The organism is Blautia intestinihominis (assembly GCF_040096655.1).
Lineage (GTDB): Bacteria > Bacillota > Clostridia > Lachnospirales > Lachnospiraceae > Blautia_A > Blautia_A intestinihominis.
Genome location: NZ_JBBMEI010000048.1, coordinates 1 through 24,580, shown reverse-complemented (window position 1 = coordinate 24,580; position 24,580 = coordinate 1). Strand labels below are relative to the sequence as shown.

Here is a 24,580-nt window from a genome sequence, read left to right as displayed (position 1 = left end):
AAAAGCAATATGCAATTAAAATACAGTAACTATGTGGCTTTCAGCCACGATCACGGCTTTGCCGTGAATAATTCAGGATTAGTTATAAATCTTGGATACCATCAGAATCCAACGGACAACATTGGACTTGGAGATTTGTGCGTTGAATCAGATGCAGGACTTGAAATCACCGGTGTAAGTATTACAGATTAATATGAAATAAAGCATGCCAAAAGGCACAGAACCCGCGGGTTCTGTGCCTTTTTTAAAATTCTTTCACCATCTTCTCAATTTCCACTTCATCCAGTACTTCACACCTCTTATCGCGTATCGCATAAACTCTCGTACAGATATTTAATACTGTAGGACGATGGGTTGTCACAATACAGGTCCTTGGATAGGTATCCTGCATGATATTTTTGAGAACCTTTCTTTCGGTGGCAACATCAAGTGCCGAAGTTGCCTCATCCAGGAGAAGGATCGGAGACTTGCGGAGAAGTGCCCTTGCAATAGAAAGTCTCTGTGCCTGTCCCTCAGAAAAACCACCGCCCCGCTCTTTTACAATGCTCTGAATACCATTGGGAAGTTTTTCCACGAAATCCTATGCACAGGAGAGTTTGAGAGCCTCTATGATTTCCTCATCTGTGGTATCCGGCTTTACGTTTCGCATATTTTCTGCGATGGTTCCCGAAAACATGGTATTTCCCTGCGGAACATAGGAAAAAAGCTTTCTAGTCGAAGGTGACATATTCAGTTTTTGATTATGATCACTTCCGGCACAAATCTGAAATTCTCCGCTCTGTGCCCGAAGAAGTGACAGGATCAGCCGGAGCATAGTTGTTTTTCCTTCACCGGAAGGTCCGACCAGGGCGATGATCTCATGTGGATAAGCTTCCATAGAAGCATGGGCAAAAACTTCCGTTCCACTGTGATAGGTATAGCTCAGATCCTTCATTGTGAGATCGATACCGCTGGTTTTGTGCTGCTTTTCAAAGAGTTTTACTGCATGATCCTGGCTGTAATCTTCCTGCGGCATTTCCACGATATCCATCAGACGTCCGGTCTGATGACCTGTGATGATATCGACAAGATCTTTGGAGATCAGGCTGGAAGCAAGTGAAACACAGGATCCCATAACACCCAGCAGTGTATAGAGAATCATAGATTTCCAGTAACGTCTGCCATACTGGTAGATCCATATGGTTTGTTTCCACATTTTCTGGAGGCTTCCCTGTCTGAGATGTTTCATGATAAGCTGGAGTTTCTCTCTCATTGTGGTTCCTCTAGAGCATCTATTTTCCTCTGAACTGTATAAACAGCAGATGGATTTCTGGTGCAGAGCAGATGCAGAATCGGCACCTGTCCGGCAATTTTTTCCGCAAAGTCAAGGTTCATGGAGAAGAAGCGTTCTTTCCAGGAAGGGGAGATCATGCGCTGCATAATCCGGATGACTTTTTCTGAAGGAGACAGCTCCTGAAGAAAATCTTTCTCCGGATCGCGTCCGAGAAGGACGATACCGCCAAGCTCATGATCAGTGGTCGTATAAATCCCGGAAGTTCCGCACCATGGAATCCCGTAGACGATAATTTTGCTGTTTTCCATGCCAAGGAGATTGAGATCACCGTTCAGATATGGAGTCTGCAGAAGATCATGCCACATTTGGGTGTGTGTTGATTTACCCATACCGGAATGTCCGGAGAACAGCCATGCTTTTTCTTTATAAAGAATCGATGCAGAATGAATGGCAAATTTCCCGTGCTTTTGTGCAGCAAACAGGAAAAAGAGCCGGATCGCATGAAAAATATTTTCCTGTGCTGATTCAGAGGTTTCCGGAGTACAGTAGAATCTCACGTAACTTCCGTCCAGACTCATATGTACCTGATGAATGTTTGACATCTGCGGGAAAAGAATCACATAGCGGTCAGGGTTTTCTAAAATTGTCATATCTGAATTGCGAAGGAGGACTTTTCCATAAGATTTGCTGGCTGGCGGAGTTGTAAAAAACTCAATTTCCTGGTCTGCATCTTTCGCAGGATTCATTTCGCGGAACTTATCGAAGTATCCGGAGAAAAGCTGCGAAGCGCCATGGAAGTGAAGGCGAAGCCCTGCGATCAGGATGCATAAGGAGGCTTCTTCCGACTGAAGACGAAGAGTTTCGGTCAGCATTCCCATGGACTGCAGCTGCCGCAGAAAATCAAGAATGTCCTCGCGGAGCATGGGAAAATTCTCCTCCGCAAGTCCATATCTGCGTGCAAGCATTTCGGTCAGCATTTCCAGGTCAGCACCTTCATTATGCTGGATCACATTCCACAGAAAAGCGCTGGTTTCGTTCAGGATGGTTCCTTTACGCTGGTCGGCAATCTGCTGTCCGAAAGGGAGAATGTAACTGACACCTTTTATTTTACGAAGGGTATAGCCTTCTTGACATTTGAACATAAAAAAATCCTTTCTGAAAAGTACAGTTTTATACAGAAAGAATTATAACATCCGGCAAAATCTCATACAAGAAAATAACTCCAAAAAAGAGGGAAAGCTGTGTTGTTCTGTTACCGTGAACAGTAACGTTGTTCTTGCAATAAGCATCTGCTCAGGGTAAAATATTATAAACTGAGATGGATACAGATATCCGGAGGCAGGATCTTTGAAGCCGCTGGGAGACGTATAATAAGTATAATGGAGAACAGGATGATTAAAAAAAGAGCAATACTGTGTCTGAGCGTGATTCTGACAGTGGTATTGGCAGCAGGAGTGGAAATGTTCTGGCTTAGCAGACAAAAGACAGTAAAAGAATATAAGGAAAGCCAGGTGGCTTTCGGGAATCCGCTTATGGGATATGCGAGAAATGCCTGGTATGATAAAGTTTCGGAAGACATTTCTCTTTTGTATATGGACATTACCTGGGCAGAACTGGAACCGGAGGAGGGTGTTTATGACTGGGAGGCCATCGAGAAAAAAAATCAGCTCGCACGATGGAAAAGCGAGGGGAAGCATCTGGTATTGAGATTCGTCTGTGATATTCCGGGACAGGAAGAGCATATGGACATACCGGAATGGCTGTACGAAAAAAGTGGAAAAGCCGGTCAATGGTATGCCGGAGAATATGGGAAAGGCTTTGCTCCAGATTATAACAATCCGACGATCATTTCCTGTCATGAGCAGGCAGTAAAGGCACTTGGAGAGCACCTGGGGCAGGATGGGTTGATCAGTTATATTGAGCTTGGAAGCCTTGGACACTGGGGAGAGTGGCATGTAAACTACAGCGAGGGAATTCAGAGGATTCCGGGAGAAGAGGTAAGAGAACAATATATTCTCCCATGGATGGAGGCCTTTCCGGATGCCATGATTCTCATGCGGAGACCATTTGCTGCTGCAAAAAAAAATGGATTTGGGTTATATAATGATATGACCGGACATCCACAGGGAACCCAGAGCTGGCTTGACTGGATTAGCAATGGCGGTGAGTATGATCAGACAGGTGAAAAAAATGCAATGGTGTCCATGAAGGATTTCTGGAAAACCGCACCATCCGGCGGAGAATTTACAAGTTCTTTCTCGATGGAGGAGATGATGGACACAGATCTGTCAGAGACTGTGGAAATGATCCGTGAAGCACATACAACCTTTCTGGGCCCGAAGATCCCGGATGAGGATTATGCAGAAGGATACAAAGAAGTCCTCAAAAACATGGGGTATCGTCTGTGGATTTCAAAGTCAGAACTAAAAAGCACCCGAAACAGCAGCAGTCTGAAGCTTATCTGGGAAAATTCAGGAGTGGCACCACTATATAAAGACTGGCCGGCATATATTTATATTGAAGATGAGAAGGGAAAACTTGTCGAAAAGAAAAATATCGAAATAAAAATGTCGTCTGTGCTTCCAGAAGAAGAAATATCAACCTCAACCACACTGAAGACAGAGAAACTGAACAGCCTTCTGAAAAAGGGATATCGTCTTTCCATCGGAATTGAAGATCCTATGACAGAGAAAGTGGGTGTTCGTCTGGCAATGAATACCTTATATCAGGAAGGAAAAAATTATCTCTGGAAATAAGAGAACAGAGAGAATGCAAAAAAGCTCCAAAAAGAAGGAGGGCCGGGCATCTGTGCCCGGCGAGTATGAAAAAGAAAAATATATGTAAAAAAGCATTCGCTTTATTTGCTTATTACTATACTGTGAATCTGTGATGAATTTGTGATGAGAGATTGAAGAAAGAGTGATGCTTTTCTAAAGAAGAAATAAATTTTCTTTTGGAAAAATAAAAAAATTCATTCCAGCGAGCAATTAGCCGTTGTAAAAGTAGATTTACTCATTTATAATGAGAATCAGATTCAAAAGAGAGATTATACAGGAAACAGGAGGCAAGCCTTGAAAAAAGAATTAGTTATTGTCATTGATTTTGGCGGTCAGTACAATCAGCTGGTTGCGCGACGTGTCAGAGAATGTAACGTATACTGCGAAATCTATTCTTACAAGACCGATCTTGAGAAGATCAAAGCGATGAATCCTAAAGGAATTATCCTTACCGGCGGTCCGAACAGCTGCTACGAAGCAGATTCACCGACTTACCAGAAAGAACTGTTTGAACTCGGCGTTCCGGTACTGGGACTTTGCTATGGCGCACAGCTTATGATGCATGTCCTTGGCGGCAAAGTTGAAAAAGCCGATGTCAGCGAATATGGTAAGACAGAACTTCTTGTTGATAAGACAGATTCCAAAATTTTCGAAAATGTATCCAATAAAACAATCGTATGGATGAGCCATACAGACTACATTTCCAAACCGGCACCGGGATTTGAGATCGCTGCACATACAGCAGACTGTCCGGTGGCTGTTGCTGAGAATGCAGATCAGAAACTGTATGCGATCCAGTATCATCCGGAAGTACTTCACACCGTAGAAGGCAAGACCATGCTGTCCAACTTCGTACTTGGTGTCTGTGGATGTGCCGGAGACTGGAAGATGGATGCTTTCGTTGAAAACACCATCAAAGAGATCCGCGAAAAAGTCGGCGACGGCAAAGTGCTCCTCGCACTGTCCGGTGGAGTTGACTCTTCCGTTGCAGCAGGACTCCTTTCCAGAGCGATCGGCAAGCAGCTTACCTGCGTATTCGTGGACCACGGCCTTCTTCGTAAAGACGAAGGCGATGAAGTAGAGGGCGTATTCGGACCAAACGGTCAGTTCGACCTGAACTTTATTCGTGTCAATGCACAGCAAAGATACTATGACAAGCTTGCAGGCGTTACAGAGCCTGAAGCAAAACGTAAGATCATCGGTGAAGAGTTCATCCGTATTTTCGAAGAAGAAGCAAAGAAGATCGGAGCAGTTGATTTCCTCGCACAGGGAACCATCTATCCTGACGTTGTAGAGAGCGGTCTTGGCGGAGAATCCGCAGTGATCAAATCTCACCACAACGTAGGCGGTCTTCCGGATTTCGTAGATTTCAAAGAAATCATCGAACCGCTCCGTGACCTCTTCAAAGACGAAGTCCGCAAAGCCGGACTGGAGCTTGGAATTCCGGAAAGACTGGTATTCCGTCAGCCATTCCCGGGCCCGGGTCTTGGAATCCGTATCATCGGAGAAGTAACCGAAGAGAAAGTACGCATCGTTCAGGACGCAGACTACATCTACCGTGAAGAAGTCGACAAAGCAGCCGCCGACTACAAGAAAGAACACGGAGAAGACCCATCCTGGATGCCAAACCAGTACTTTGCAGCCCTCACCAACATGCGAAGCGTAGGTGTCATGGGCGACTTCAGAACCTACGATTATGCAGTTGCACTCCGCGCAGTCAAGACCATCGACTTCATGACCGCAGAGTCCGCTGAGATTCCGTATGAGGTACTGAACAGGGTTATGAATCGTGTTATTAACGAAGTTAAGGGAGTTAACCGCGTATTCTACGATCTGACCAGCAAGCCACCGGGAACGATTGAATTTGAATAAATCGAGTTGCTTAAAAAAGCCAGTGTTTATGCGGGTTTCAGCGATTTCGATTAGTCTTTTGATAACAAATTGATAACAGTCATAGCAAGTGCCATTATTCTTGTTATCCAGTGGTTTATGGGTAACGGAACAATTAACAGGTGGCTTGCAGACTAAAGTTCGGAGCTTGGCTCTGAACAAATTCCATATTATAAACTAAGCCCTTAGCTGTGGTTAATAACCATAGTTAAGGGCTTTTTTGTCGTTGCCAAAGCATCTGTAGGGAGCTGCCAGTGGCAGGTCCTGTAGGTGCTTATTTATCTTTCAAGTGGTCTTTGAATGCTTCCACGAGAGCGTCACTTAATTCCTGTGATGGAACTTTTGCCCAACGCTGTGTGGTGTCGAACTCTGGATAATGGTAACGCCAGTTATCGTATTCTTCTCTGTTGATTTCTTCGGAAGATAGCTTGTCTGCCTGTTCTTTCCAAGCATACAGCATTTTGAGGAGTTCATATGCTTCTCTGCCTTTGTCCTTGTTGACCTTTAAGCATACCTCTCCGTCTGCTTCACTGACAGTAAGACCGTAAATATCTTCAAGGGTAAACAGAGTGTGCATAAGACCGATATAGCTGTCTATGTCAGGAACATCAAGAGCCTGTGGAGAAACATCAAGCACCTGTGCCAATGCATTTGTAAGGTCTGCTTTCGGTTTGCGTGTACCAGTTTCGTACTGTGCCAAACGCACATCAGCACTCTTTTCTGGAAAACCGATTGCTGTACCGAGATACTTTTGTGTCATACCACGCATTAGTCTGAAAAAATGTATTCTTTCGCTGATAGCCATAATGATACGCTCCTTTTATATTTAGTGAAATAAGTATAGCAGAAATGTTTAGTGGAAGTCAAGAAAAACCGAAACAAAAATGTTTAATATTTTCTTTGCAACCACTTGACAATAGCAAATATGTTTAGTAAAATAAATTACGAATTAAACAAATATGCTTAATGCGACAACTGAATGACCGTCCGAAAAGCCAAACCGCCAAGACCTCGTCGGAGCAAGTTCCGTATCGTTCGCTTGTGTGCAAGCACAAAAGCTCATTCGCTGCACTGCTCCTCCTCTTCCCCAAAAGTCTCCGACTTTTCGGGAACCCCTATACGAGCGAGCGCCTGATGTACTGCGGTGCATTGGGACAGCACAGCGCCTGCCGACAAGCAGGAGTGCCTGTTGGAACTTTAACACGGAGAAAGCGGCAAGCAAAAAATTATTTTAAGAAAGGAAGAAAAAGGATATGGAAAACAGATTTATCCGAGCCGAAGATGTGGCTCAGGAACTAAACGTATCAAAACCTTATGCATATAAACTCATCAGACAATTAAATGAGGAATTGAAAGCAAAGGGCTTTATTACGATTGCAGGGCGTGTAAATCGCCAGTATTTTTACGAAAGGCTCTACGGAGCAGGAAAGGGGGAAATGTAAATGCCGGTATTTAAGAATGAAGATAACGGTACTTGGTATGTGATGGCAAGGTATGTGAACTGGAAAGGGGAACGCAAGCAGAAATGCAAGCGTGGCTTTGCTACCAAACGAGAAGCACAGGAATGGGAAAGAATGTTCAAATTGCAGACTTCTTCAGACCTTGATATGAGTTTTGAAGCCTTTACGGAGCTTTATATCAATGATGTGAAGAACCGTTTGAAGGAAAACACGTGGCTTACCAAAGAGCATATCATACGCACAAAGATACTTCCGTATTTCGGGAAACTGAAAATCAGCGAGATTTCCACAAAGGAGATTATTACTTGGCAGAATGAAATGCTTGCCTATCGTGATGAGAAGAAAAAGCCTTATTCACAGACGTATCTGAAAACGCTGCACAATCAGTTGTCCGCCATTTTCAATCACGCTGTCCGCTACTATGAACTGCGTTCCAATCCTGCGGCAAAGGTGGGAAATATGGGACGTGAGGAACACAAGGAAATGCTGTTCTGGACAAAGGAAGAATACAAGAAATTCTCTTTTGAGATGATGGACAAGCCTGTTTCCTTTTATGCGTTTGAAATGCTTTACTGGTGCGGTATCCGAGAGGGCGAGCTGTTAGCTTTGACTCCGGCAGATTTCAACTTTGATAAGGAAACAGTCACAATCAATAAATCCTATCAGCGTTTGAAAGGGCAGGATGTGATTACTTCTCCGAAAACGAAAAAGAGCAACCGCACGATTAAAATGCCGAAGTTTCTGTGTGAGGAAATGAAAGAATATCTCGGTATGCTTTACGGATTGAAGAAGAAAGACCGTATCTTTACGGTGACGAAAAGCTATCTTCATCACGAGATGGACAGAGGGGCAAAGGCGGCAGGCGTGAAGCGTATCCGCATTCACGATCTCCGTCACAGCCACATTTCACTCTTGATTGATATGGGCTTTTCTGCGGTGGCGATTGCTGACCGAGTTGGTCACGAAAGTATTGATATTACTTATCAGTACGCACACCTCTTTCCGTCAAAGCAGATTGAGATGGCAGAAAAATTAGATGATTTAGGGAAAGGAGATTTTGAAAATGTCAGCTAAGAACAGAGATAACAAAAATCGTTGGAGGAATATCACAGTAGGGTTTCGAGTATCGCCCGAAGAAAACGAACTCATTAACAGAGCTGTAGCTCTATCAGGATTGCCAAAACAGGAGTATTGTTACCGCCGTTGCTTAAATCAGGATGTGGTGGTACAGGGCAATCCGAGAGTGTATAAGGCGTTGAAAACGGAATTTGCCACAGTCCTTGCGGAACTGAAAAGGATTGAAGCAGGAAAAGGTGTGGATGATGAACTGCTGAGTGTAATAGAACTGATTTCCATTATTCTCGGCGGTTTGAAAGGAGAGGATGCGAATGGAGAATAAAAAAGAAATGACTATTCCAAATGTATCTGCGGCAACAGATGCGGAACAGTCACTTTCCAAATGTACTGACAATAGTATAGTCAATCAGGATACGGATTTCAAGGGGTACGAGCAATCTTTTGAAGAAATGCAAAGGGAAATACTCAGACAGTTAGACCCTTCCTATCTGAAAACAGTATCAATGACAACGCTGTATGATACGGTGTTTGAGGTTCAGACACCACTTATCGACGGTCTGCTCCAAAGGGGAACTTACCTTTTCGTAGGTTCCCCGAAAGTGGGAAAGAGCTTTATGATGGCACAGCTTGCCTATCATATCAGCACAGGCACACCGCTTTGGGAGTATAAGGTGCGTAAGGCAACGGTGCTTTATTTTGCCCTTGAAGATGATTACCCACGTTTGCAGAAGCGATTGTTTCAGATGTTCGGTGCAAAGGAGACAGGCAATCTGTATTTCGCAACGGAATGTAAAACGGTCAATGGCGGACTGGAAGAACAGATAAGAGGGTTTATGAGGGAACACCCAGACACAGGCTTGATTATCATAGACACCTTAAAGCGTGTGCGTGAAGCAGGCGGAGCAGATTACAGCTACGCAAGTGATTATGATGTTGTGGCAAGGCTGAAAGCGTTGGCAGACAGTTACAAGGTTTCAATGCTTATTGTTCATCATACACGCAAACAAAAATCGGAAGATATATTCGATATGATTTCAGGCACGAATGGTCTGATGGGTGCGGCAGACGGTGCATTTGTTCTCAGTAAGGACAAGCGTACTTCCAACAATGCCACACTTGATGTTGCTGGCAGAGACCAGCAGGATATGAAAATCCATCTTGTAAGGGACAGCGAGCGATTGGTGTGGAACTTTGCAAAATCGGAAACGGAGATGTGGAAAGAACCGCCCGAACCTCTGCTTGAGAAGATAGCGGATACGCTCTTTTCGGAAAGTGACAGATGGGAAGGAACTGCTTCGGAACTTTGCGAAAGGCTTGCGGTGGATATAAAGCCGAATGTACTTTCTTTAAGGCTCAGTATCAACGCAAGCAGGCTGTTTCGTGATTACGGTATCCGTTATCAGAACAGCCGCACACACGACGGAAGAAAGGTTTCACTTTGGAAAGAAACCGAGCAGACGGCGTGACAAACGGTGTCAAAGGTGTCAATGTTTTTGAGAGCAGCACGCTGTGAAAAACATTGTCACCATCGTCACACTTTGACACCGGATAAAGTTTAGGGGAGTGTGCAGAGAGTGCCTTTTCAAAGGCGGCTCTTTGGTCTCGCCTGCTGGCTCGGTCGGTTCGCAGGCGTGTGTGCCACCGGCACACGCTCACCCCTCGGAGAGCCTTCGGAGAACGCAAAACCTGTTTACAGGTCGCATTTTTGATGGGTGTACCCGTCAAAAGTGCTTTTGCGTTACTTTTGACAAAAGTAACAAAACCTGAGAATGTTGAAATTTACAGATGGGAGATGAAAAAATGCAGAGAACGATAAGTGCAATGGTCGGTAAAGGCTCGGTCAATCACAATAGCCGAAAGTTCCGAGCAGAAAATGTAGACGGAACTCGTACTCATCTCAATATCGACTACTGCAATGAAAATATAAAGACAGTTTATCACGAATTGTTTGATGAAGCATTGGAAAGATACAATGCCAAGCAGATAAGGTCAGACCGAAAGATAAAAGATTATTATGAAAAAATCCGAAGTTCCAAGCAGGAAAAACCGTTCCACGAAATCATTTTACAGGTGGGCGGTAAGGGAAATATGAACGCCGATACGGAAAACGGAGAACTGGCAAAGCAGATTTTAGATGAATACTATCAGGGTTTTCAGGAGCGAAATCCACAGCTTCGGGTGTTCTCGGCTCATCTGCATATGGATGAAGCTACACCACATCTGCACATAGATTTTGTACCTTTTACCACAGGCAGCAAGCGTGGACTTGATACAAGAGTGTCACTAAAGCAGGCTCTTGCAACGCAAGGTTTTAAGGGCGGCAGTCGTGGCGATACGGAGTGGTCGCAATGGATACAGTCCGAAAAAGAACAGCTTGCGGCGGTGATGGAACGTTATGGGATTGAGTGGGAACATTTAGGCACACACGAAAAACATCTTTCTGTTTTGGATTATAAAAAGCAGGAAAGAGAAAAAGAAGTGGCGGCATTAGGTGCGAAAATCGAGCAGAAACAGATTGAATTTGATGTGTTGTCGGAACGAGTATTGAACTATGATAAGGCAAAAGACGAGCTGTCAAATCTTGAAATAGAGCTTGATACTGCACCGAAATATCAGTTGCCAGAACCAGAGAAATTTATGACTGCAAAGGCATATAAAACCAAAATGGCAGAGCCGGTTGTAAGGAAATTGAAGCAACTTGTCAAAACGGTGCTTGCCCGCTGCTTTGAGGGGTGGGACAACTATCATAGGCTGAATACAGCGAATGCACAGTTATACCGCACCAATCAGCGTTTGGAGAAAGTCAATGAAAGATTGACCGAAGAAAACAAAATCCTAAAAGCAGAAAATAAAGATTACAGCCTGCTCCGTAAGGTTTTTGGTCGCAAACAGATAGATGATTTGTTGGAGCAGGCAAGAACAGTTAAAGGTCGCAAGCGTGATAATACACGATCACGATAGACAAAAATCACAGGAGGAAAAGGAAAATGACAAAGACAATTTTTGAAGAAATGGGCGGAACTTATAGACAGGTGGGTGATTATTTATTGCCGAACATCACAGTACCAGCCGAAGAAGAAATAGAGCCGATTGGTTTATGGGGGAAACGACATGCAAGGCATTTAAAGGAACACTATAAAGTGTTATATATGAACCTGCTGACAAGCGGAAAGCTGCATAGTTATCTTGCAGAAGTCGATAAGCAAGCAGAGGATATGTTTCTTCGACTGGTAAAGGAATATGCCGACAGACAAGATGTGACGGAACAATTAAAGAAAGATAATCCCTACGAATGGATTGGAAGAATGAATAATATTCAGGCTTGTGTGAGGGAAGTTGTAGGAACGGAGTTGATTTACACATAAGCGTTTTACGGTATGGTGCTCCTGCGTTTGCTGGAGTGCTGTGGTTGTGGTTGTAAAGAGGTTGTGAAAGATTGAATTTCGTAATGGTTGGATGTATAATTAGGAAGTGAAAATTTTAATTTGCACTTCCATAAGGTGAAATGTATTGACACAAAAAATACAGTATGATAGTATTGCCATTAGAAGAAAGAAAGGCACATTTTGTGTAAGGTGAGGAAATGATTAATAGATAATTTGATTTAAGTAAGACACATATAGTTATTGAGCCTGTAGAGAATAGGTTTGTTTTGTGTACGCTTAAGTTGGATTATCGCAAGAGGCATTTCCTTTGTTTTCCTTTTGGAAAAGAAATAAGGGTCTATTTAGCGAGTCTATTTTTGCGTATGCAAAAAAGACTCGTTTTTGTGTGTTCAAAATAATAATTGGCTCAGACTTCGAAAAGGAGAAACTTTAATGTTGCAGATAAAAAAATTAAATTTAACACATAAAAAAGACCTGAGAATAATTCTTAATGATTTCAACCTTGTGCTAAATGATGGAGATAAGGCAGTTATTATTGGAGAAGAGGGAAATGGGAAATCGACATTAATGAAGTGGATATACAATCCGTCGCTTGTAGAAAACTATATAGAAGCAGATGGGGAAAGGATAATGGGACACGAACGTCTTGGTTATCTTCCGCAGGAGATGCTCGATGAAGATAAGGAAAAAACAATATACGAATATTTTTCTGAAGAGGAAATATTCTGGGAGAAAACGCCTAAAGAATTGTCTGTTATTGCGGGAAAATTTGGAATGAAAAATGATTTTTTCTACAGTAACCAGACAATGGGTAGTCTTTCAGGAGGCGAAAAAGTCAAGACACAACTTATGAGGCTTTTCATTCGCGATGTTTCTGTGCTGTTGTTGGACGAACCTTCCAATGACATCGACATTGCGACGCTTACATTACTGGAAAAAATCATAAATGACTGGAAGCACATTGTGCTTTTTATTTCACACGATGAAACGCTGATAGAGCGTACTGCCAACATGGTGATACATATCGAGCAGATTATACGAAAAACAAAGGCGAGATATACCGTGGCAAAGCTTCCCTATAGACGCTATGTGGAAGAACGGCTTCATAAATTTGAAATCCAAAAACAGCGGGCACTGAGTGACCGTAGGGAGAAAAAGATTCGCGATGAAAAATATCAAAGAGTTATGCAGAGTGTACAAGGTGCATTAAGAAGTTGTACCAGACAAGCACCGTCTGTTGCCAAAAACTTAAAGGACAAAATGCATACGGTTAAGGCAATGGAACGAAGATTTGAAAAAGAAGATGAAAATATGACTCAGATGCCGGAACAGGAAGAAGCAATCTTTGTCAAATTAGGGGATGAAAACTCACACATTCCCGCAGGAAAAACGGTCATAGAATATGAACTTTCAAAGCTTGTGACTCCGGATGGCAAAAGAATTTTAGCAGAAGGAATTCATTTAAAAATAAAAGGTTCAGAAAAAATCTGTATGATAGGAGCCAACGGGGCAGGAAAAACGACTCTTCTAAAAAAGATAGCGGAAGAACTCCTAAATCGGAATGACATTAAAGCAGAATATATGCCTCAAACTTATGAAGACCTGCTGGATTTGGATGTTACACCGGTTGATTACCTTGATAAAACAGGAGATAAAGAAGAGCGTACAAGAATTAGAACATACCTTGGTTCACTTAAATACACACCAGATGAAATGGAGCATCCGATTCGGGAGTTATCAGGCGGACAAAAGGCGAAAGTGCTTCTCTTGAGGATGAGCTTAAGTGGTGCAAATGTTCTTATTCTGGATGAACCGACAAGAAATTTTTCACCATTGTCCGGTCCGGTAATAAGAAAAATGCTCCGAGAATTTCCGGGGGCTGTCATTAGCATTTCTCACGATAGAAAGTATATTGAAGAGGTGTGCGATAAAATATATCAGCTAAATCCTAATGGATTACAGCTAATTGGTGATTGATAACAAAAAGGATGAAAGACTGACAAATTTCAGGCTTTTAGTGAGTTGGAAAGCATACAAAGATTTGAATTTGGAGGATAGATTATGGTACGTACAGAAGATGCATGTGAAATTATAAAATATGCTTTGCAAAACGAAATTAAAGTATATTTAGATGGCGGATGGGGTGTTGATGCACTTCTTAAAAGAGAATCAAGAATACACAATGATATTGATTTGTTTGTTGAACTGAAACATTATCATGATTATATTTATGTGATTAAGCAGCATGGATTTGAGGAAGTAAATACTGATTATACAACGGATGGTCATACTGTCTGGAAAGATGATAAACAAAGAATCATTGATTTACATTGTTTTGAATTTACAGATGACGGAATTGTTTATGAGGGAGATATATTTCCATCAAAAACTTTTTCCGGTATTGGAAAAGTTGGAGATATAACTGTTTCTTGTATTGAACCATTGAGTCAGGTAATGCTTCATTTGGGATATGAACACGATAAAAATGATGTGCATGATGTGATGCTGTTGTGTGAAACATTTCAAATAGCAATACCAGATGAATATAAGGAAAAGTAAAATTTCAGTTTTGTGTTGAATCTCTAAGCAAAATAGCTTATAATTTGACATGCTACATATAGTTATTATCCACAGTTATCGAGTAGGTGTTATCAATGCCGATAACAAAATGATAACATTAGCTCGTATAGGCAGGATAATATGGATATATCAAATAATCAAAAGAACGAGAAACATTACAGAGAATAATTCCTAAACAAAAAGCGTTAGTCTTTGTAGAGTTCGAGTAGCTTGAAAAATCGCGGAAAAGCCCATAAATAAAGGCTTTGCGGGGTGTCGAAAAGACCAAATGGAGTGCAAATGGAGTTTAAAAATTATTTTTTTCTCTTGTTTATATTCCAGATTCACCTGCAAATTTCGTGAAATCGGTTATTCTCATAAAATAAAATTAGAGTAAATATGAAGAACAGTTTGTTTTGATTGAAGTGATTTTCGTCAAGGCAGACTGTTTTTTTGTTGCCTGCATTTAGAAAACAGATACCACAGAAAGGTTCTTTACTTTCGATGAGCTTAAACTCCATGACACAGTAATCACACTGATGGAGAATTAAAAAACAAGAAAATTTGATAAATTTCGGAAAATGATGTCCGATTTTGCATCTGCCAGTACAGAGTATATGAAGAGATAAATATTCAAAACACAGGAGGTACTGATTATGCAGAATAAATTATTTTTAAAGGCAGCCGATATATGTGAACTTCTGGAAGTAAAACAGACATCGGCTTATGAAATCATCGGAAATCTGAACAAGGAACTGGAAGAACAGGGCTACCTGACGCTTAGAGGAAAAGTTCCGACAAAGTATTTTGTGAAGCGTTTCTACGGAGTAGAAGATACTTGTGAGATTCCACAGGAAGAGGGAAAGGAATGGTTTCATGCGTAAGAGAAAAATGTATTTATCAGTGGAAGACATTGCAGAACTCTTTGGATTATCAGTTTCGTTTGCTTACCGGGTAGTGGAAAGAATGAATGCCGATCTGGCAAGCAAGAACTATTATGTGATTCTCGGTCGGGTGCCAACCCGCTATGTAGAGGACAAGATCTATGGTCTGGAACATGTTGAGCAGTATTTGAAGGAGGATAAAGCGGTATGAGTATGATGCAGGAAAAAATGTATATGGATGTGGATGATGTGTGTGCAATTCTTGGAGTTTCAAAAACTTATGCATATAGTCTGATGCGAGAATACAACAAAGAATTGAAGGCAAAAGGCTATATTGTAGTAGCTGGAAAAATCTCTACGAAATTCCTGGCAGAAAAGATTTATGGCATGAAAGTCGAGGATTAGCAATGGGGGTTTACAAAGAAGGAAAAAACTGGAAAGTACAGGTCTATTACAAAGACTGGCAGGGAAATCGGAAAAGAAAACAGAAAAGAGGATTCAGGACCAAGGGTGAAGCTAAGGAATGGGAAAGAGATTTCCTGCAACAGCAGAGCCAGGGTGTGGATATTGAATTTGGAAATTTTCTGGAGATTTATTACAAAGATATGGATGTCCGTCTCAGAGAAAACACTATGTACACGAAGCGATATATTATTGACCTGAAAATCAAGCCTTATTTTGAAAAGAAGATTCTCAGTGAAATTACGGTGGCAGACGTCCGTGCATGGCAGAATGAGTTGCTGACGTATAAGGATAAGAATGGAAAAGGATATTCTCCTACTTATCTGAAAACAGTGAACTGCCAGCTGACTGCAATCTTCAATTATGCAATGCGGTATTATAACCTGCAGGATAATCCCTGCAGGAAGGCAGGAGCGATTGGCAAGAGTAAAGGAGAACCGAAGGACTTCTGGATGCAGGAAGAGTTCAATGCTTTTCTGGAGACAGTAAGTGATAAGCCGGAGACAAGAATGGCGTTTCTTTTGTTGTACTGGACCGGAATGCGTATCGGTGAATTGCTTGCACTTACTTATAATGACATCAATCTTGAAGAGAAAACCATATCAATCAATAAATCTTATCAGAGACTGAAAGGAAAGGATATGATCACGCAGCCGAAAACTCCAAAGAGTATCCGTGTGATTACGATGCCGGATTTTCTTGCAGAGGAATTTCGGGAGTATTGCAGTCATTTGTATGGAATTATGAAAAAGGAAAGACTTTTTCGGTTTACCAAATCGCATATGGAACATTGTATGGCTACCGGAATCGAGCGGTCTGGTGTAAAGCGGATACGACTTCATGATCTCCGCCATTCCCATGCCAGTATGCTGGTTGATATGGGGGTGGCTCCATTGGAGATTGCAGAACGCCTTGGACATGAAAAGGTGGAAACCACGTTGAACACTTATTCACATCTGTATCCGTCTACACAGAGTAAATTAGCAGGTTTGCTAGATAAGAAACATGAGGAAGAGGAGGAATAAGCGATGGCTGGTGACAGACATGGAAAACACAACACAACGACCATTTCTTTTCGGGTGAATTCTTATGAAAAAGCAACAATCGAAGAACGAGTGAAAGTGAGCGGAATGAAAAAACAGGATTATATCGTCCGATCATGCATTTACAATCAGGTATGTGTTGTTGGAAAGAAAGAAACAATTGAGATTATCCGGTCAGAAATGAAGGAAATGAGTTTGGTTTTGGAGGATGTGGCAAAAGATTTGAAGTCTGAAAAACCAGTTATTTCAGAACCGGTTCTTGATAGTATGACAGAACGGTATCTTGCATTTTTGGAAGCAGCATTATGGATGCTGAAAGGTTCAAGTTATTTATGGGAGGATAAAAAGGATGGAAGAGAAAGTAATGAAGGATTGTAAAGTGCTGGCATTGTGTTCACAAAAAGGCGGGGTTGGCAAGACAACAAGTTGCGTGAATCTGGCAGTCGGACTTGCAAAAGCAGGGAAGAAAGTGCTTGTGATTGACAATGATCCGCAGGGAAGTATGACAGCAAGTCTTGGGTATCATAACCCAGATGAATTACCAATCACACTGGCTACTATTCTGACAAAGATTGTAGAAGATGAACTATTTGAAAATACACTGGGAATTTTACATCACCAGGAAGGAATTGATTTGATTCCGGCAAACATCGAACTCTCTGGAATGGAAGTTTCACTTGTAAATATTATGAGCAGGGAACTTGTCTTAAAACAATATATAGAAAGAATGAGAGAAGAATACGACTATATATTGATTGACTGTATGCCATCACTTGGAATGCTGACGATCAATGCACTTGCCAGTGTCGATGCAGTTATTATACCTGTCCAGGCGGCTTATCTTCCTGTAAAGGGTCTAGAACAGCTGATACGGACGATAGGAAAGGTGCGAAGACAGCTGAACAAACAACTGAAAATTGGAGGTATATTGATCACAATGGTGGATAACCGAACGAACTATGCAAGAGATATATCTGATCTGATTTTTGATACATATGGAAACCAGATTAAGATTTTTCCACAGAGTATTCCATTTTCAGTACGAGCAGCTGAAATCAGTGCGGAAGGAATCAGCATATTTGAGCATGATCCAAAAGGAAAAGTAGCGGCTGCATATTGGCAGATGACACAGGAGGTGCTTTTGGATGAAAGGTAGAAGTGCATCGAAGATAAAACTGACATCTTATGATGAATTACTTGGAGGAGGAGAAGAAACGAACGATATCCAGCAGGTTTCACTTGAGCATTTACATTCTTTCGAGAACCATCCATTTCAAGTAAATGATGATGAGGCAATGGCGGAACTGGTGGAAAGTGTGAAAGAAGAGGGAATTCTTACAGCATTACTGGTACGACCGCTGGGTGATGGTGAATATGAAATCATCGCCGGTCACAGAAGGAGACATGCGGCACAACTTGCTGGTCTTAAAGAGGTTCCGGTTATTATCAGAAATATGGATCAAGATACAGCTGTCCGTGCGATGGTAGACAGCAATCTGCAGAGACCTAATATACTCCCAAGTGAAAAGGCATTTGCTTACCGTATGAAGATGGAAGCAATGAATCATCAGGGAACATCAGGCGGTATCAGTGCGAAAGACATTGGAAAGAACGCAAATGACAGTGCAAGGCAGGTGTATCGCTATATCCGGCTTACTTATCTGATGAATGACCTATTAAACGCAGTAGATCGTGATGTAATCGGATTGCAGGTAGGTGTAGAGCTTTCCTACCTTACGGTTCCAGAACAGGAGATGGTGGAGGAAGTGCATGAGAGTACCGGAAAATATCCAAGTCTGGAACAGGCAAAAAAAATAAGGCAACATCGAGAAGAAAAAACGCTGACAAAAGAGATTGTGCGGCTCCTGGTTATAGGAGAGCGTAAAAAGAAAACAACGGTAACATTAAAACAGGATGAAATTAAGAAGTATTTTCCTCCAGAGTATGATGAACAGAAGATACGGACTGTTATATGTCAGCTTTTGGAGGAATGGAGCAATCAGAATCATTGATAAGTACGAAGGGAGGGATGTGTCATGAGTATAAGAGCAACATTCCATTATTTTCAAGGAATGGAATGCGATATGTACAGTTTTTATCGTATTCCCAAACTGCTGTTTACAAGTGAATATTTTAAAAATCTCTCCTGCGAAGCAAAGGTGCTGTACGGACTGATGTTAGACCGGATGTCACTGTCCATCAAGAACCGGTGGTTTGATGAAGAGGACAGGGCATATATTTTCTTTTCGGTGGAAGAGATTATGGAAATGCTTAACTGTGGCAGGAATAAGGCTGTGAATTGTCTAAAAGAGCTGGATCAGGAAAAAGGGATTGGATTGATTGAGAAGAGGCGAATCGGACTTGGAAAAACAAATGTTATTTACGTGAAAAATTTCAGCCTGACAGAATATCCAGATGAGCCAGCAATCTTTGATTCGGAAGAAACACCGGAAAATGTAGCAGAGAGAAAAGAAAATACAGAGACAGAAATAGAAGAATATGCAAAAAAAGAGCCGGAAAAGCCCGTAAATACACAGAAGTTTGAAAAACAAACTTCAGGAAGTTTGAAAAATAAACTTCAAGAAGTTTCAAAAACAAACTTCAAGGAGTTTGAAAAACAAACTTCAAGAAGTTTAGAAAACAAACTTCAAGAAGTTTCAAAAACAAACTGTAATAATACTGAATATAATTATACTGAATTTAGTGAGAATGAATCTTATCAATATCTATCTGAACAAGAGAAAGGGAGAGATAGGATACAGGAGAGAAATGAGTATCGACAGTTAATTCATGATAATATCGAATATGAGATCCTTTGTCAGAGCTATGGAACTGGACGAGTAGAAGAGCTGGTAGAGCTGATGCTGGATGCAATATGTTCGACAAAGACATATCAACAGATCAATGGGGAAGCTGTGCCTACACAAGTGGTCAAGAGCCGTTTGCTCAAAGTCGGGTATGAACACATCCAGTATGTGTTTTTCAGTCTTGACAGGAGTACAAGCAAAGTGAAGAATATCCGGCAGTATATGCTGACGGTATTGTATAACGCTCCTGCAACAATCAATCAGTTTTATGATGCTGAAGTTCGACATGACATGTACTGGGGGAAGGATATTCCAGACAGGTAAGAACTTTGTGCCCACTGGGCACGAAGTTTAAAAAGAGATAGTCATATCTGGCAGATATGCTAAAATAACCTTGTGTCCACTGGGCACAAAGTAGGAGGAAGAATTATGTTGAGATTTATGATAAAACTGCCATTTCGAATTATTGCAGCTCCTGTTTGGCTGGTACTTGCAGCGGTGAATATTGTGCTGGTGTTCCTGGTTGGGTTATCTGCTGGATTCTGCTATCTGATAGCCGGAATCTCTGTTGTGACAGAAGTTTTGAGTATTGGGTTTGGAATCAGTACGGACTGGACAATGAAATCAGCGATTATTACGACAGTAGTGTTTGTTCTACTCCCACATATCGGTATGGGGATAGTTGCAGTAATTGAAGTTGTGAAATGTGGATTACAGGAATTTATTTTTGGATGATTGTGGAAAATATAGTGGCGCTATATGGAAAGGCAGAAATAAACAATGGAAGAATTATATAAAGTGATGGATGATTTGCTTGAGGTGGAATTTCAGATGAAAGCAGGGATGGATATTCTGAAAGAACTGGAAGAGTTTTATATGCTGGAAAAAGAAACCGAAAAATCGGATGCTAGAAAAGTAGCTGTGCTGATGAAAGGATATCTGCAGTCGATGAAGTCAAATATTCGAGAAATCATTCGTTATATTGATGACACGACACTTGAAAAATCAAATGATAAAAAGAAAGATAAACAGGAATCTGCGAGCACCATATCCGAGGAAGTGCAGGAATTTGTGAATCTGACAATTACAGAGCATATGGGGAAAGCATATTCAGAATGGAAGTTAAAGCAGGATAAAGAGCCAGTAAGTGAGATTGATAAGAAATACCAGAAATTACTGGAAACGTTATCCCAAGAACAGGAAGAAGTGATTACGGAATACTGTAATGCAATTTTTAGCAGTGGAGCAGAAACAGAAGAATTTTTCTATCGAATGGGATTAAAAGATGGACTGAATCTGAAAAATACGGTAAAATCTGTATTAGAAATGATATCATGAAATCGGAAGTTGGAGGATACACGCATGAAAATTGTAATCATTAATGGAAGTGCCAGAAAAGGAAACACGCTGACAGCAATCAATGCATTTATAAAAGGAGCATCAGAAAAGAATGAAATTGAAATCATTGAACCTGACAAACTCAACATTGCACCATGCAAGGGATGTGGTGTCTGTCAATGCTCTAAGGGATGCGTCGATAAGGATGATACAAATCCTACAATTGATAAAATTGCTGCCGCAGATATGATTCTTTTTGCTACACCAGTTTATTGGTGGGGAATGTCAGCACAATTGAAACTTATCATTGATAAGTGCTACTGCCGTGGATTGCAGTTAAAAAATAAAAAAGTTGGCACGATTGTTGTAGGCGGTTCTCCCGTAGACAGTATCCAGTATGAGCTGATTGATAAGCAGTTTGACTGTATGGCAAAATATCTTTCATGGGATATGCTTTTCAAAAAATCATATTATGCAACAGCCAGAGATGAACTTGAAAAAAACAAGGATTCCATGAACGAACTTGAGGGGATCGGAAAAAATTTATAAAGCACGTTCCAAATTCCTGTTTGCATATTTCATCAAACGGTACATATTAAAATTAACACAAAGGGAGATGTTAGAATGAAAGCTCATGAATATTGGTCTGTCGGAGCATTGATAACGATGCTAGGAACTTTTTATAGCGGATATAAAGGTTCAAAATCAAGCCATAAATATTTTGCGGCAAGTTCTTTGCTTTGTATGATTATGGCTATTTACACAGGTCATAAGATGATATCTAAAAACAAGAAAACAAAGAAAGAACCAATATCATTAGGAAATGAAGAATAATACAATCAACCTTGTGCCCAGTGGGCACGAAGTTGGCATAGTCACTATGGTGTCAGGAGAAATCCTGGCATCTTTTTTTTATATCTTTTTACACTTCAAAAAATAATTTCAAAAAATTTCTAAAATCATGTCCGATTTTGTCGCTCCCAATACAGAGTATATGGAAGGCAAATTGAAAATCCTCTGATTTCCAAAAATCACAAACGTAAAAGAGGTTCAGACAGTTCTTCCGATTGCACCTTGACAATTGAAGGAGCTGATACATCTTGAGGAACATGCTTACCGGAGATAATCCGGCTCGTGCAGGCGAAGACTCCTACGGGAAGAGCGAAGCAATAATGATACCACCGAAGGGTACAGGACCTCTGCTGAAACAGAGACTGTGACTGTATTTTTACAGCCGGGTTATCTGGAATGATAACGATCAGATGTATATGTACAGACAAAGCCCAAATGTGAATACTTAGATTTTCTTATTTATATTACAGGAGAAATCCTGTAGCAAGTGGGGAATGGTTCGAATCCATTCCTCATTTTTTCGTGCAGAAAATGCACAGATTATTATCCTGTTTGAAATACCAGGGAAGGGTGTTGCAGGAAGAAAGGGAGGACAAAAAGAATGAATACGATTGTTTTAATGGGTAGACTTGCCAGAGATCCAGAAACTAAGCTGACATCTACGCAAAAGGGACAAACCAAAGTATCTAGGTTTCCACTGGTAGTAAAAAGAAATCGCACAAGCAAAGCATTTGTAGTGATGATCACAGCTTATGGAAATAATGCAGAATTTGTGGAGAAATATCTTGAAAAAGGAATTAAGATTGCTCTTTCCGGAGAGTTGGTAATCTCTCAGATCAAAGATGAACAGACTGGAACTGCATCCTATTATACCGAAGTCATTATGGATAATGTAGAGTTTGCAGAAGCCAAAACAAAAAAAGAAGAATCTGACGGATTTCAACCAGCAGAGAAGAGGAAGATTCCATTCGATATACCAGAAGAACTTGAACAAGAAATGCCATTTCGATAGGAGGACAAGATTTATGAGAAAATACTTTTTAGAATTATTTGCAATAGGATTGGTTGATTCAGAAGGAAGAATCAATACAGAACATATGACAAGCGATGCACTTATGACTTCCATGAAAACAATGGAAGAGCTGACAAAAATGAAAATGGATCGTTTAGTTTTGGAAACAACAATGGAGATGATCTTATGTATGTTTGAGTCATGTGACACAGAGGAATTTACAGAAATATTAGGCAAGCTGCTTGGCGGAAAGCAGACTTCTAAAGTGACAGCTCATTTGGAAGCACTGGAGGAATTGTTGACAGAAGAGGAATATAGTAGTTTCCTTGCAGAATATCTTGGTTATTTAACCGTGAATGTAGCAGAGTTTATTAGGAGCACAATCATTGAAAATGGTTTGATGTTACTTGCCGGTTCAGGAGGAGAAGAGGATGGAGAAGAGGATGGAGAAGACGGATTATAAAATCACAGAGTTTCACAATTCGGAGTTTGGTTCCATCCGTATGATTGAAGATGGAGGCAGACTTTTATTTTCTGGAATGGATGTAGCATTTGCTTTGGGATATGCAAAACCAAGAAATGCGATAAATGTTCATTGCAAGGGGGCCCTGAAACGGGGCGTCCTTACATCAGGTGGGGTACAGCCAATGATTTTTATTCCAGAGGGAGATGTATATCGGCTGATTACAAAAAGTCGTTTAAAGTCAGCACAGAATTTTGAGAAGTGGGTATTTGATGAGGTACTTCCGGCTATTAGGAAAACAGGCGGATATTTAGAGACCGATCTTTTAGACAGGGTAAAAGATAACCCGGAACTTCTTTTGGAATTTGCCGAGAGACTTTTGGCAGAAAACAATCGAAATCGAGAATTGCAAAATCGTGTAAAGGATATGCAGCCAAAAGCAGATTATTATGATCATTTCATGATTACAGGAGAATGCACCAATATTCGAACGACGGCAAAAGAGATTGAATTTCCAGAAAGAAAATTTGTGAAACTTCTTTTAAATAGAGGATTTCTATATAGGAGTCCATCCGGCACGCTGTTACCCTATGCGGTGGAGAAGAACAATGATCTGTTTATTGTAAAAGACTATTTTAACAATGGACATCTTGGTTCACAGACATTGGTTACACCAAAAGGAAAAGAATTTTTTAAAGCGTTGTGTGCGGAGGAAGAGTAAAGAATGAAGGAGGTGGTTGCCATGATTACAGATCTGGACAGCAGTTAAATCGCTGAAAGGAGGGAAAATCATGCAGGAAGAGGTAACTCAGAAAACGGTCACGTTCTGCATTCGGACTACCAAAGTAACAGCAGATTTATTGAAAAAGGTTCTTGCTGCTTATCTGCGTCATCAGAAGCAGAAATCGGTAGAGAAGAAAGCGAAGAAGAATCAGCCGAAACAGGGAAAGGTCACGGTAAAAGAGCTGGCAAAACAAAATGCCGGGATGGTCAATATCGAGATCACAAATAAGAATATCAAGTCCTTTGAACGTTATGCCAGAAAATACGGGATCAATTATGCTTTGAAAAAAGATAAGAGTAAAGATCCACCGATGTATCTGGTGTTTTTTAAAGGACGTGATCAGGATGCCCTCAATGCTGCTTTCCGTGAGTTTTCCCAGAAACAGATTCAAAAAGCGAATAAGCCTTCTATTCACAAGCGTCTTGCAACTTACAGAGCAATGATGCCAAAGAAATCGAAGGACAAAGTAAAGAACCGGCATCAGGAGCAGAGCCGATGAAAAAGCAAATCGGT

Annotated in this window: 28 protein-coding genes and 2 pseudogenes; 27 read left to right on the top strand and 3 right to left on the bottom strand. The window is 41.1% G+C overall.

Annotation, left to right across the window (positions count from 1 at the left end; all coding sequences use genetic code 11):
- Positions 1-192: pseudogene (locus WMO75_RS13560) on the top strand (hypothetical protein); the annotation flags it as partial.
- Positions 193-244: 52 nt separating this feature from the next.
- On the opposite strand, the pseudogene WMO75_RS13555 reads toward WMO75_RS13560, so the two are convergent.
- A pseudogene (locus WMO75_RS13555) lies at positions 245-1,015 on the bottom strand (ATP-binding cassette domain-containing protein).
- A 233-nt stretch (positions 1,016-1,248) separates the two neighbouring features.
- Positions 1,249-2,415 carry a PqqD family protein gene (locus WMO75_RS13550; RefSeq protein ID WP_118252721.1) on the bottom strand — a complete coding sequence of 389 codons (1,167 nt, stop codon included), beginning with the start codon at positions 2,413-2,415 and terminating at the stop codon, positions 1,249-1,251.
- A 249-nt stretch (positions 2,416-2,664) separates the two neighbouring features.
- Here WMO75_RS13550 and WMO75_RS13545 point away from each other — a divergent pair, with 249 nt between their 5' ends.
- Together WMO75_RS13545 and guaA are read left to right on the top strand one after the other, a co-directional pair.
- On the top strand, positions 2,665-4,029 hold the full coding sequence (locus WMO75_RS13545; RefSeq protein ID WP_349078229.1) for a DUF4832 domain-containing protein: 1,365 nt from the start codon (positions 2,665-2,667) through the stop codon (positions 4,027-4,029).
- 315 nt (positions 4,030-4,344) lie between these two features.
- On the top strand, positions 4,345-5,922 hold the full coding sequence (gene guaA / locus WMO75_RS13540) for a glutamine-hydrolyzing GMP synthase (protein ID WP_118698833.1): 1,578 nt from the start codon (positions 4,345-4,347) through the stop codon (positions 5,920-5,922).
- Between the two features lie 292 nt (positions 5,923-6,214).
- Here the strand turns inward: guaA and WMO75_RS13535 are convergent, their stop codons facing one another.
- Positions 6,215-6,745, bottom strand: a complete 531-nt coding sequence (locus WMO75_RS13535; RefSeq protein WP_009247529.1) for a helix-turn-helix domain-containing protein — start codon at positions 6,743-6,745, stop codon at positions 6,215-6,217.
- A gap of 448 nt (positions 6,746-7,193) precedes the next feature.
- Here WMO75_RS13535 and WMO75_RS13530 point away from each other — a divergent pair, with 448 nt between their 5' ends.
- The 24 genes from WMO75_RS13530 to WMO75_RS13415 all read left to right on the top strand — a co-directional run bounded on the left by WMO75_RS13530 (position 7,194) and on the right by WMO75_RS13415 (position 24,566).
- Entirely contained in the window at positions 7,194-7,382 is a 189-nt protein-coding gene (locus WMO75_RS13530) for a helix-turn-helix domain-containing protein (RefSeq protein ID WP_009247528.1), read from the top strand.
- The gene (locus tag WMO75_RS13525) at positions 7,383-8,474 is read left to right on the top strand and encodes a site-specific integrase (protein ID WP_009247527.1); all 1,092 of its coding nucleotides are present in this window, start codon (positions 7,383-7,385) and stop codon (positions 8,472-8,474) included.
- Positions 8,464-8,799 (top strand): plasmid mobilization protein, encoded by a 336-nt coding sequence (locus WMO75_RS13520; protein ID WP_009247526.1) that lies wholly within the window; start codon positions 8,464-8,466, stop codon positions 8,797-8,799. The genes WMO75_RS13525 and WMO75_RS13520 overlap by 11 nt, the downstream gene beginning before the upstream one ends.
- Positions 8,789-9,943, top strand: coding sequence for an AAA family ATPase (locus WMO75_RS13515; protein ID WP_009247525.1), 1,155 nt, complete (start codon positions 8,789-8,791; stop codon positions 9,941-9,943). Before WMO75_RS13520 ends, WMO75_RS13515 begins: the two co-directional genes overlap by 11 nt.
- A 355-nt stretch (positions 9,944-10,298) precedes the next feature.
- Positions 10,299-11,438, top strand: coding sequence for a plasmid recombination protein (locus WMO75_RS13510; RefSeq protein ID WP_019190307.1), 1,140 nt, complete (start codon positions 10,299-10,301; stop codon positions 11,436-11,438).
- A gap of 26 nt (positions 11,439-11,464) precedes the next feature.
- Positions 11,465-11,842, top strand: a complete 378-nt coding sequence (locus WMO75_RS13505; RefSeq protein WP_009247523.1) for a TnpV protein — start codon at positions 11,465-11,467, stop codon at positions 11,840-11,842.
- A gap of 453 nt (positions 11,843-12,295) precedes the next feature.
- A complete protein-coding gene (locus WMO75_RS13500; protein WP_009247522.1) occupies positions 12,296-13,840 on the top strand; it encodes an ATP-binding cassette domain-containing protein in 1,545 nt (514 codons plus the stop codon).
- A gap of 84 nt (positions 13,841-13,924) precedes the next feature.
- Complete coding sequence (locus WMO75_RS13495; protein WP_009247521.1) at positions 13,925-14,422, top strand: nucleotidyltransferase domain-containing protein; 498 nt, start codon at positions 13,925-13,927, stop codon at positions 14,420-14,422.
- A 656-nt stretch (positions 14,423-15,078) separates the two neighbouring features.
- Complete coding sequence (locus WMO75_RS13490; protein ID WP_008705329.1) at positions 15,079-15,306, top strand: hypothetical protein; 228 nt, start codon at positions 15,079-15,081, stop codon at positions 15,304-15,306.
- Complete coding sequence (locus tag WMO75_RS13485; RefSeq protein ID WP_008393122.1) at positions 15,299-15,517, top strand: hypothetical protein; 219 nt, start codon at positions 15,299-15,301, stop codon at positions 15,515-15,517. Before WMO75_RS13490 ends, WMO75_RS13485 begins: the two co-directional genes overlap by 8 nt.
- The gene (locus tag WMO75_RS13480) at positions 15,514-15,711 is read left to right on the top strand and encodes a MerR family transcriptional regulator (protein ID WP_024853999.1); all 198 of its coding nucleotides are present in this window, start codon (positions 15,514-15,516) and stop codon (positions 15,709-15,711) included. The genes WMO75_RS13485 and WMO75_RS13480 overlap by 4 nt, the downstream gene beginning before the upstream one ends.
- Positions 15,712-15,713: 2 nt before the next feature.
- Entirely contained in the window at positions 15,714-16,793 is a 1,080-nt protein-coding gene (locus WMO75_RS13475; RefSeq protein WP_024854000.1) for a site-specific integrase, read from the top strand.
- 3 nt (positions 16,794-16,796) lie between these two features.
- Complete coding sequence (locus WMO75_RS13470; RefSeq protein ID WP_138343957.1) at positions 16,797-17,189, top strand: plasmid mobilization protein; 393 nt, start codon at positions 16,797-16,799, stop codon at positions 17,187-17,189.
- Positions 17,161-17,967: a ParA family protein gene (locus tag WMO75_RS13465; protein ID WP_026650281.1), complete on the top strand. Its 807-nt coding sequence runs from the start codon at positions 17,161-17,163 to the stop codon at positions 17,965-17,967. The genes WMO75_RS13470 and WMO75_RS13465 overlap by 29 nt, the downstream gene beginning before the upstream one ends.
- Entirely contained in the window at positions 17,957-18,823 is an 867-nt protein-coding gene (locus WMO75_RS13460; protein WP_026650282.1) for a ParB/RepB/Spo0J family partition protein, read from the top strand. Before WMO75_RS13465 ends, WMO75_RS13460 begins: the two co-directional genes overlap by 11 nt.
- 24 nt (positions 18,824-18,847) lie before the next feature.
- A complete protein-coding gene (locus WMO75_RS13455; RefSeq protein ID WP_028087787.1) occupies positions 18,848-19,942 on the top strand; it encodes a replication initiator protein A in 1,095 nt (364 codons plus the stop codon).
- Between the two features lie 105 nt (positions 19,943-20,047).
- Entirely contained in the window at positions 20,048-20,353 is a 306-nt protein-coding gene (locus WMO75_RS13450; RefSeq protein ID WP_028087788.1) for a hypothetical protein, read from the top strand.
- A 45-nt stretch (positions 20,354-20,398) separates the two neighbouring features.
- Positions 20,399-20,956 carry a hypothetical protein gene (locus WMO75_RS13445; RefSeq protein WP_118726028.1) on the top strand — a complete coding sequence of 186 codons (558 nt, stop codon included), beginning with the start codon at positions 20,399-20,401 and terminating at the stop codon, positions 20,954-20,956.
- A gap of 24 nt (positions 20,957-20,980) precedes the next feature.
- Entirely contained in the window at positions 20,981-21,505 is a 525-nt protein-coding gene (locus WMO75_RS13440; RefSeq protein WP_008119059.1) for a flavodoxin family protein, read from the top strand.
- A gap of 75 nt (positions 21,506-21,580) precedes the next feature.
- Positions 21,581-21,790: a DUF6219 family protein gene (locus WMO75_RS13435; protein ID WP_009300563.1), complete on the top strand. Its 210-nt coding sequence runs from the start codon at positions 21,581-21,583 to the stop codon at positions 21,788-21,790.
- A gap of 619 nt (positions 21,791-22,409) precedes the next feature.
- Positions 22,410-22,820 carry a single-stranded DNA-binding protein gene (locus tag WMO75_RS13430; protein ID WP_049946959.1) on the top strand — a complete coding sequence of 137 codons (411 nt, stop codon included), beginning with the start codon at positions 22,410-22,412 and terminating at the stop codon, positions 22,818-22,820.
- Between the two features lie 13 nt (positions 22,821-22,833).
- Positions 22,834-23,283, top strand: a complete 450-nt coding sequence (locus tag WMO75_RS13425; protein ID WP_118726027.1) for a hypothetical protein — start codon at positions 22,834-22,836, stop codon at positions 23,281-23,283.
- Between the two features lie 40 nt (positions 23,284-23,323).
- Positions 23,324-24,004: a phage antirepressor KilAC domain-containing protein gene (locus WMO75_RS13420; RefSeq protein ID WP_243875247.1), complete on the top strand. Its 681-nt coding sequence runs from the start codon at positions 23,324-23,326 to the stop codon at positions 24,002-24,004.
- A gap of 70 nt (positions 24,005-24,074) precedes the next feature.
- A complete protein-coding gene (locus tag WMO75_RS13415; RefSeq protein ID WP_026650181.1) occupies positions 24,075-24,566 on the top strand; it encodes a PcfB family protein in 492 nt (163 codons plus the stop codon).
- Positions 24,567-24,580 lie beyond the last annotated feature (14 nt).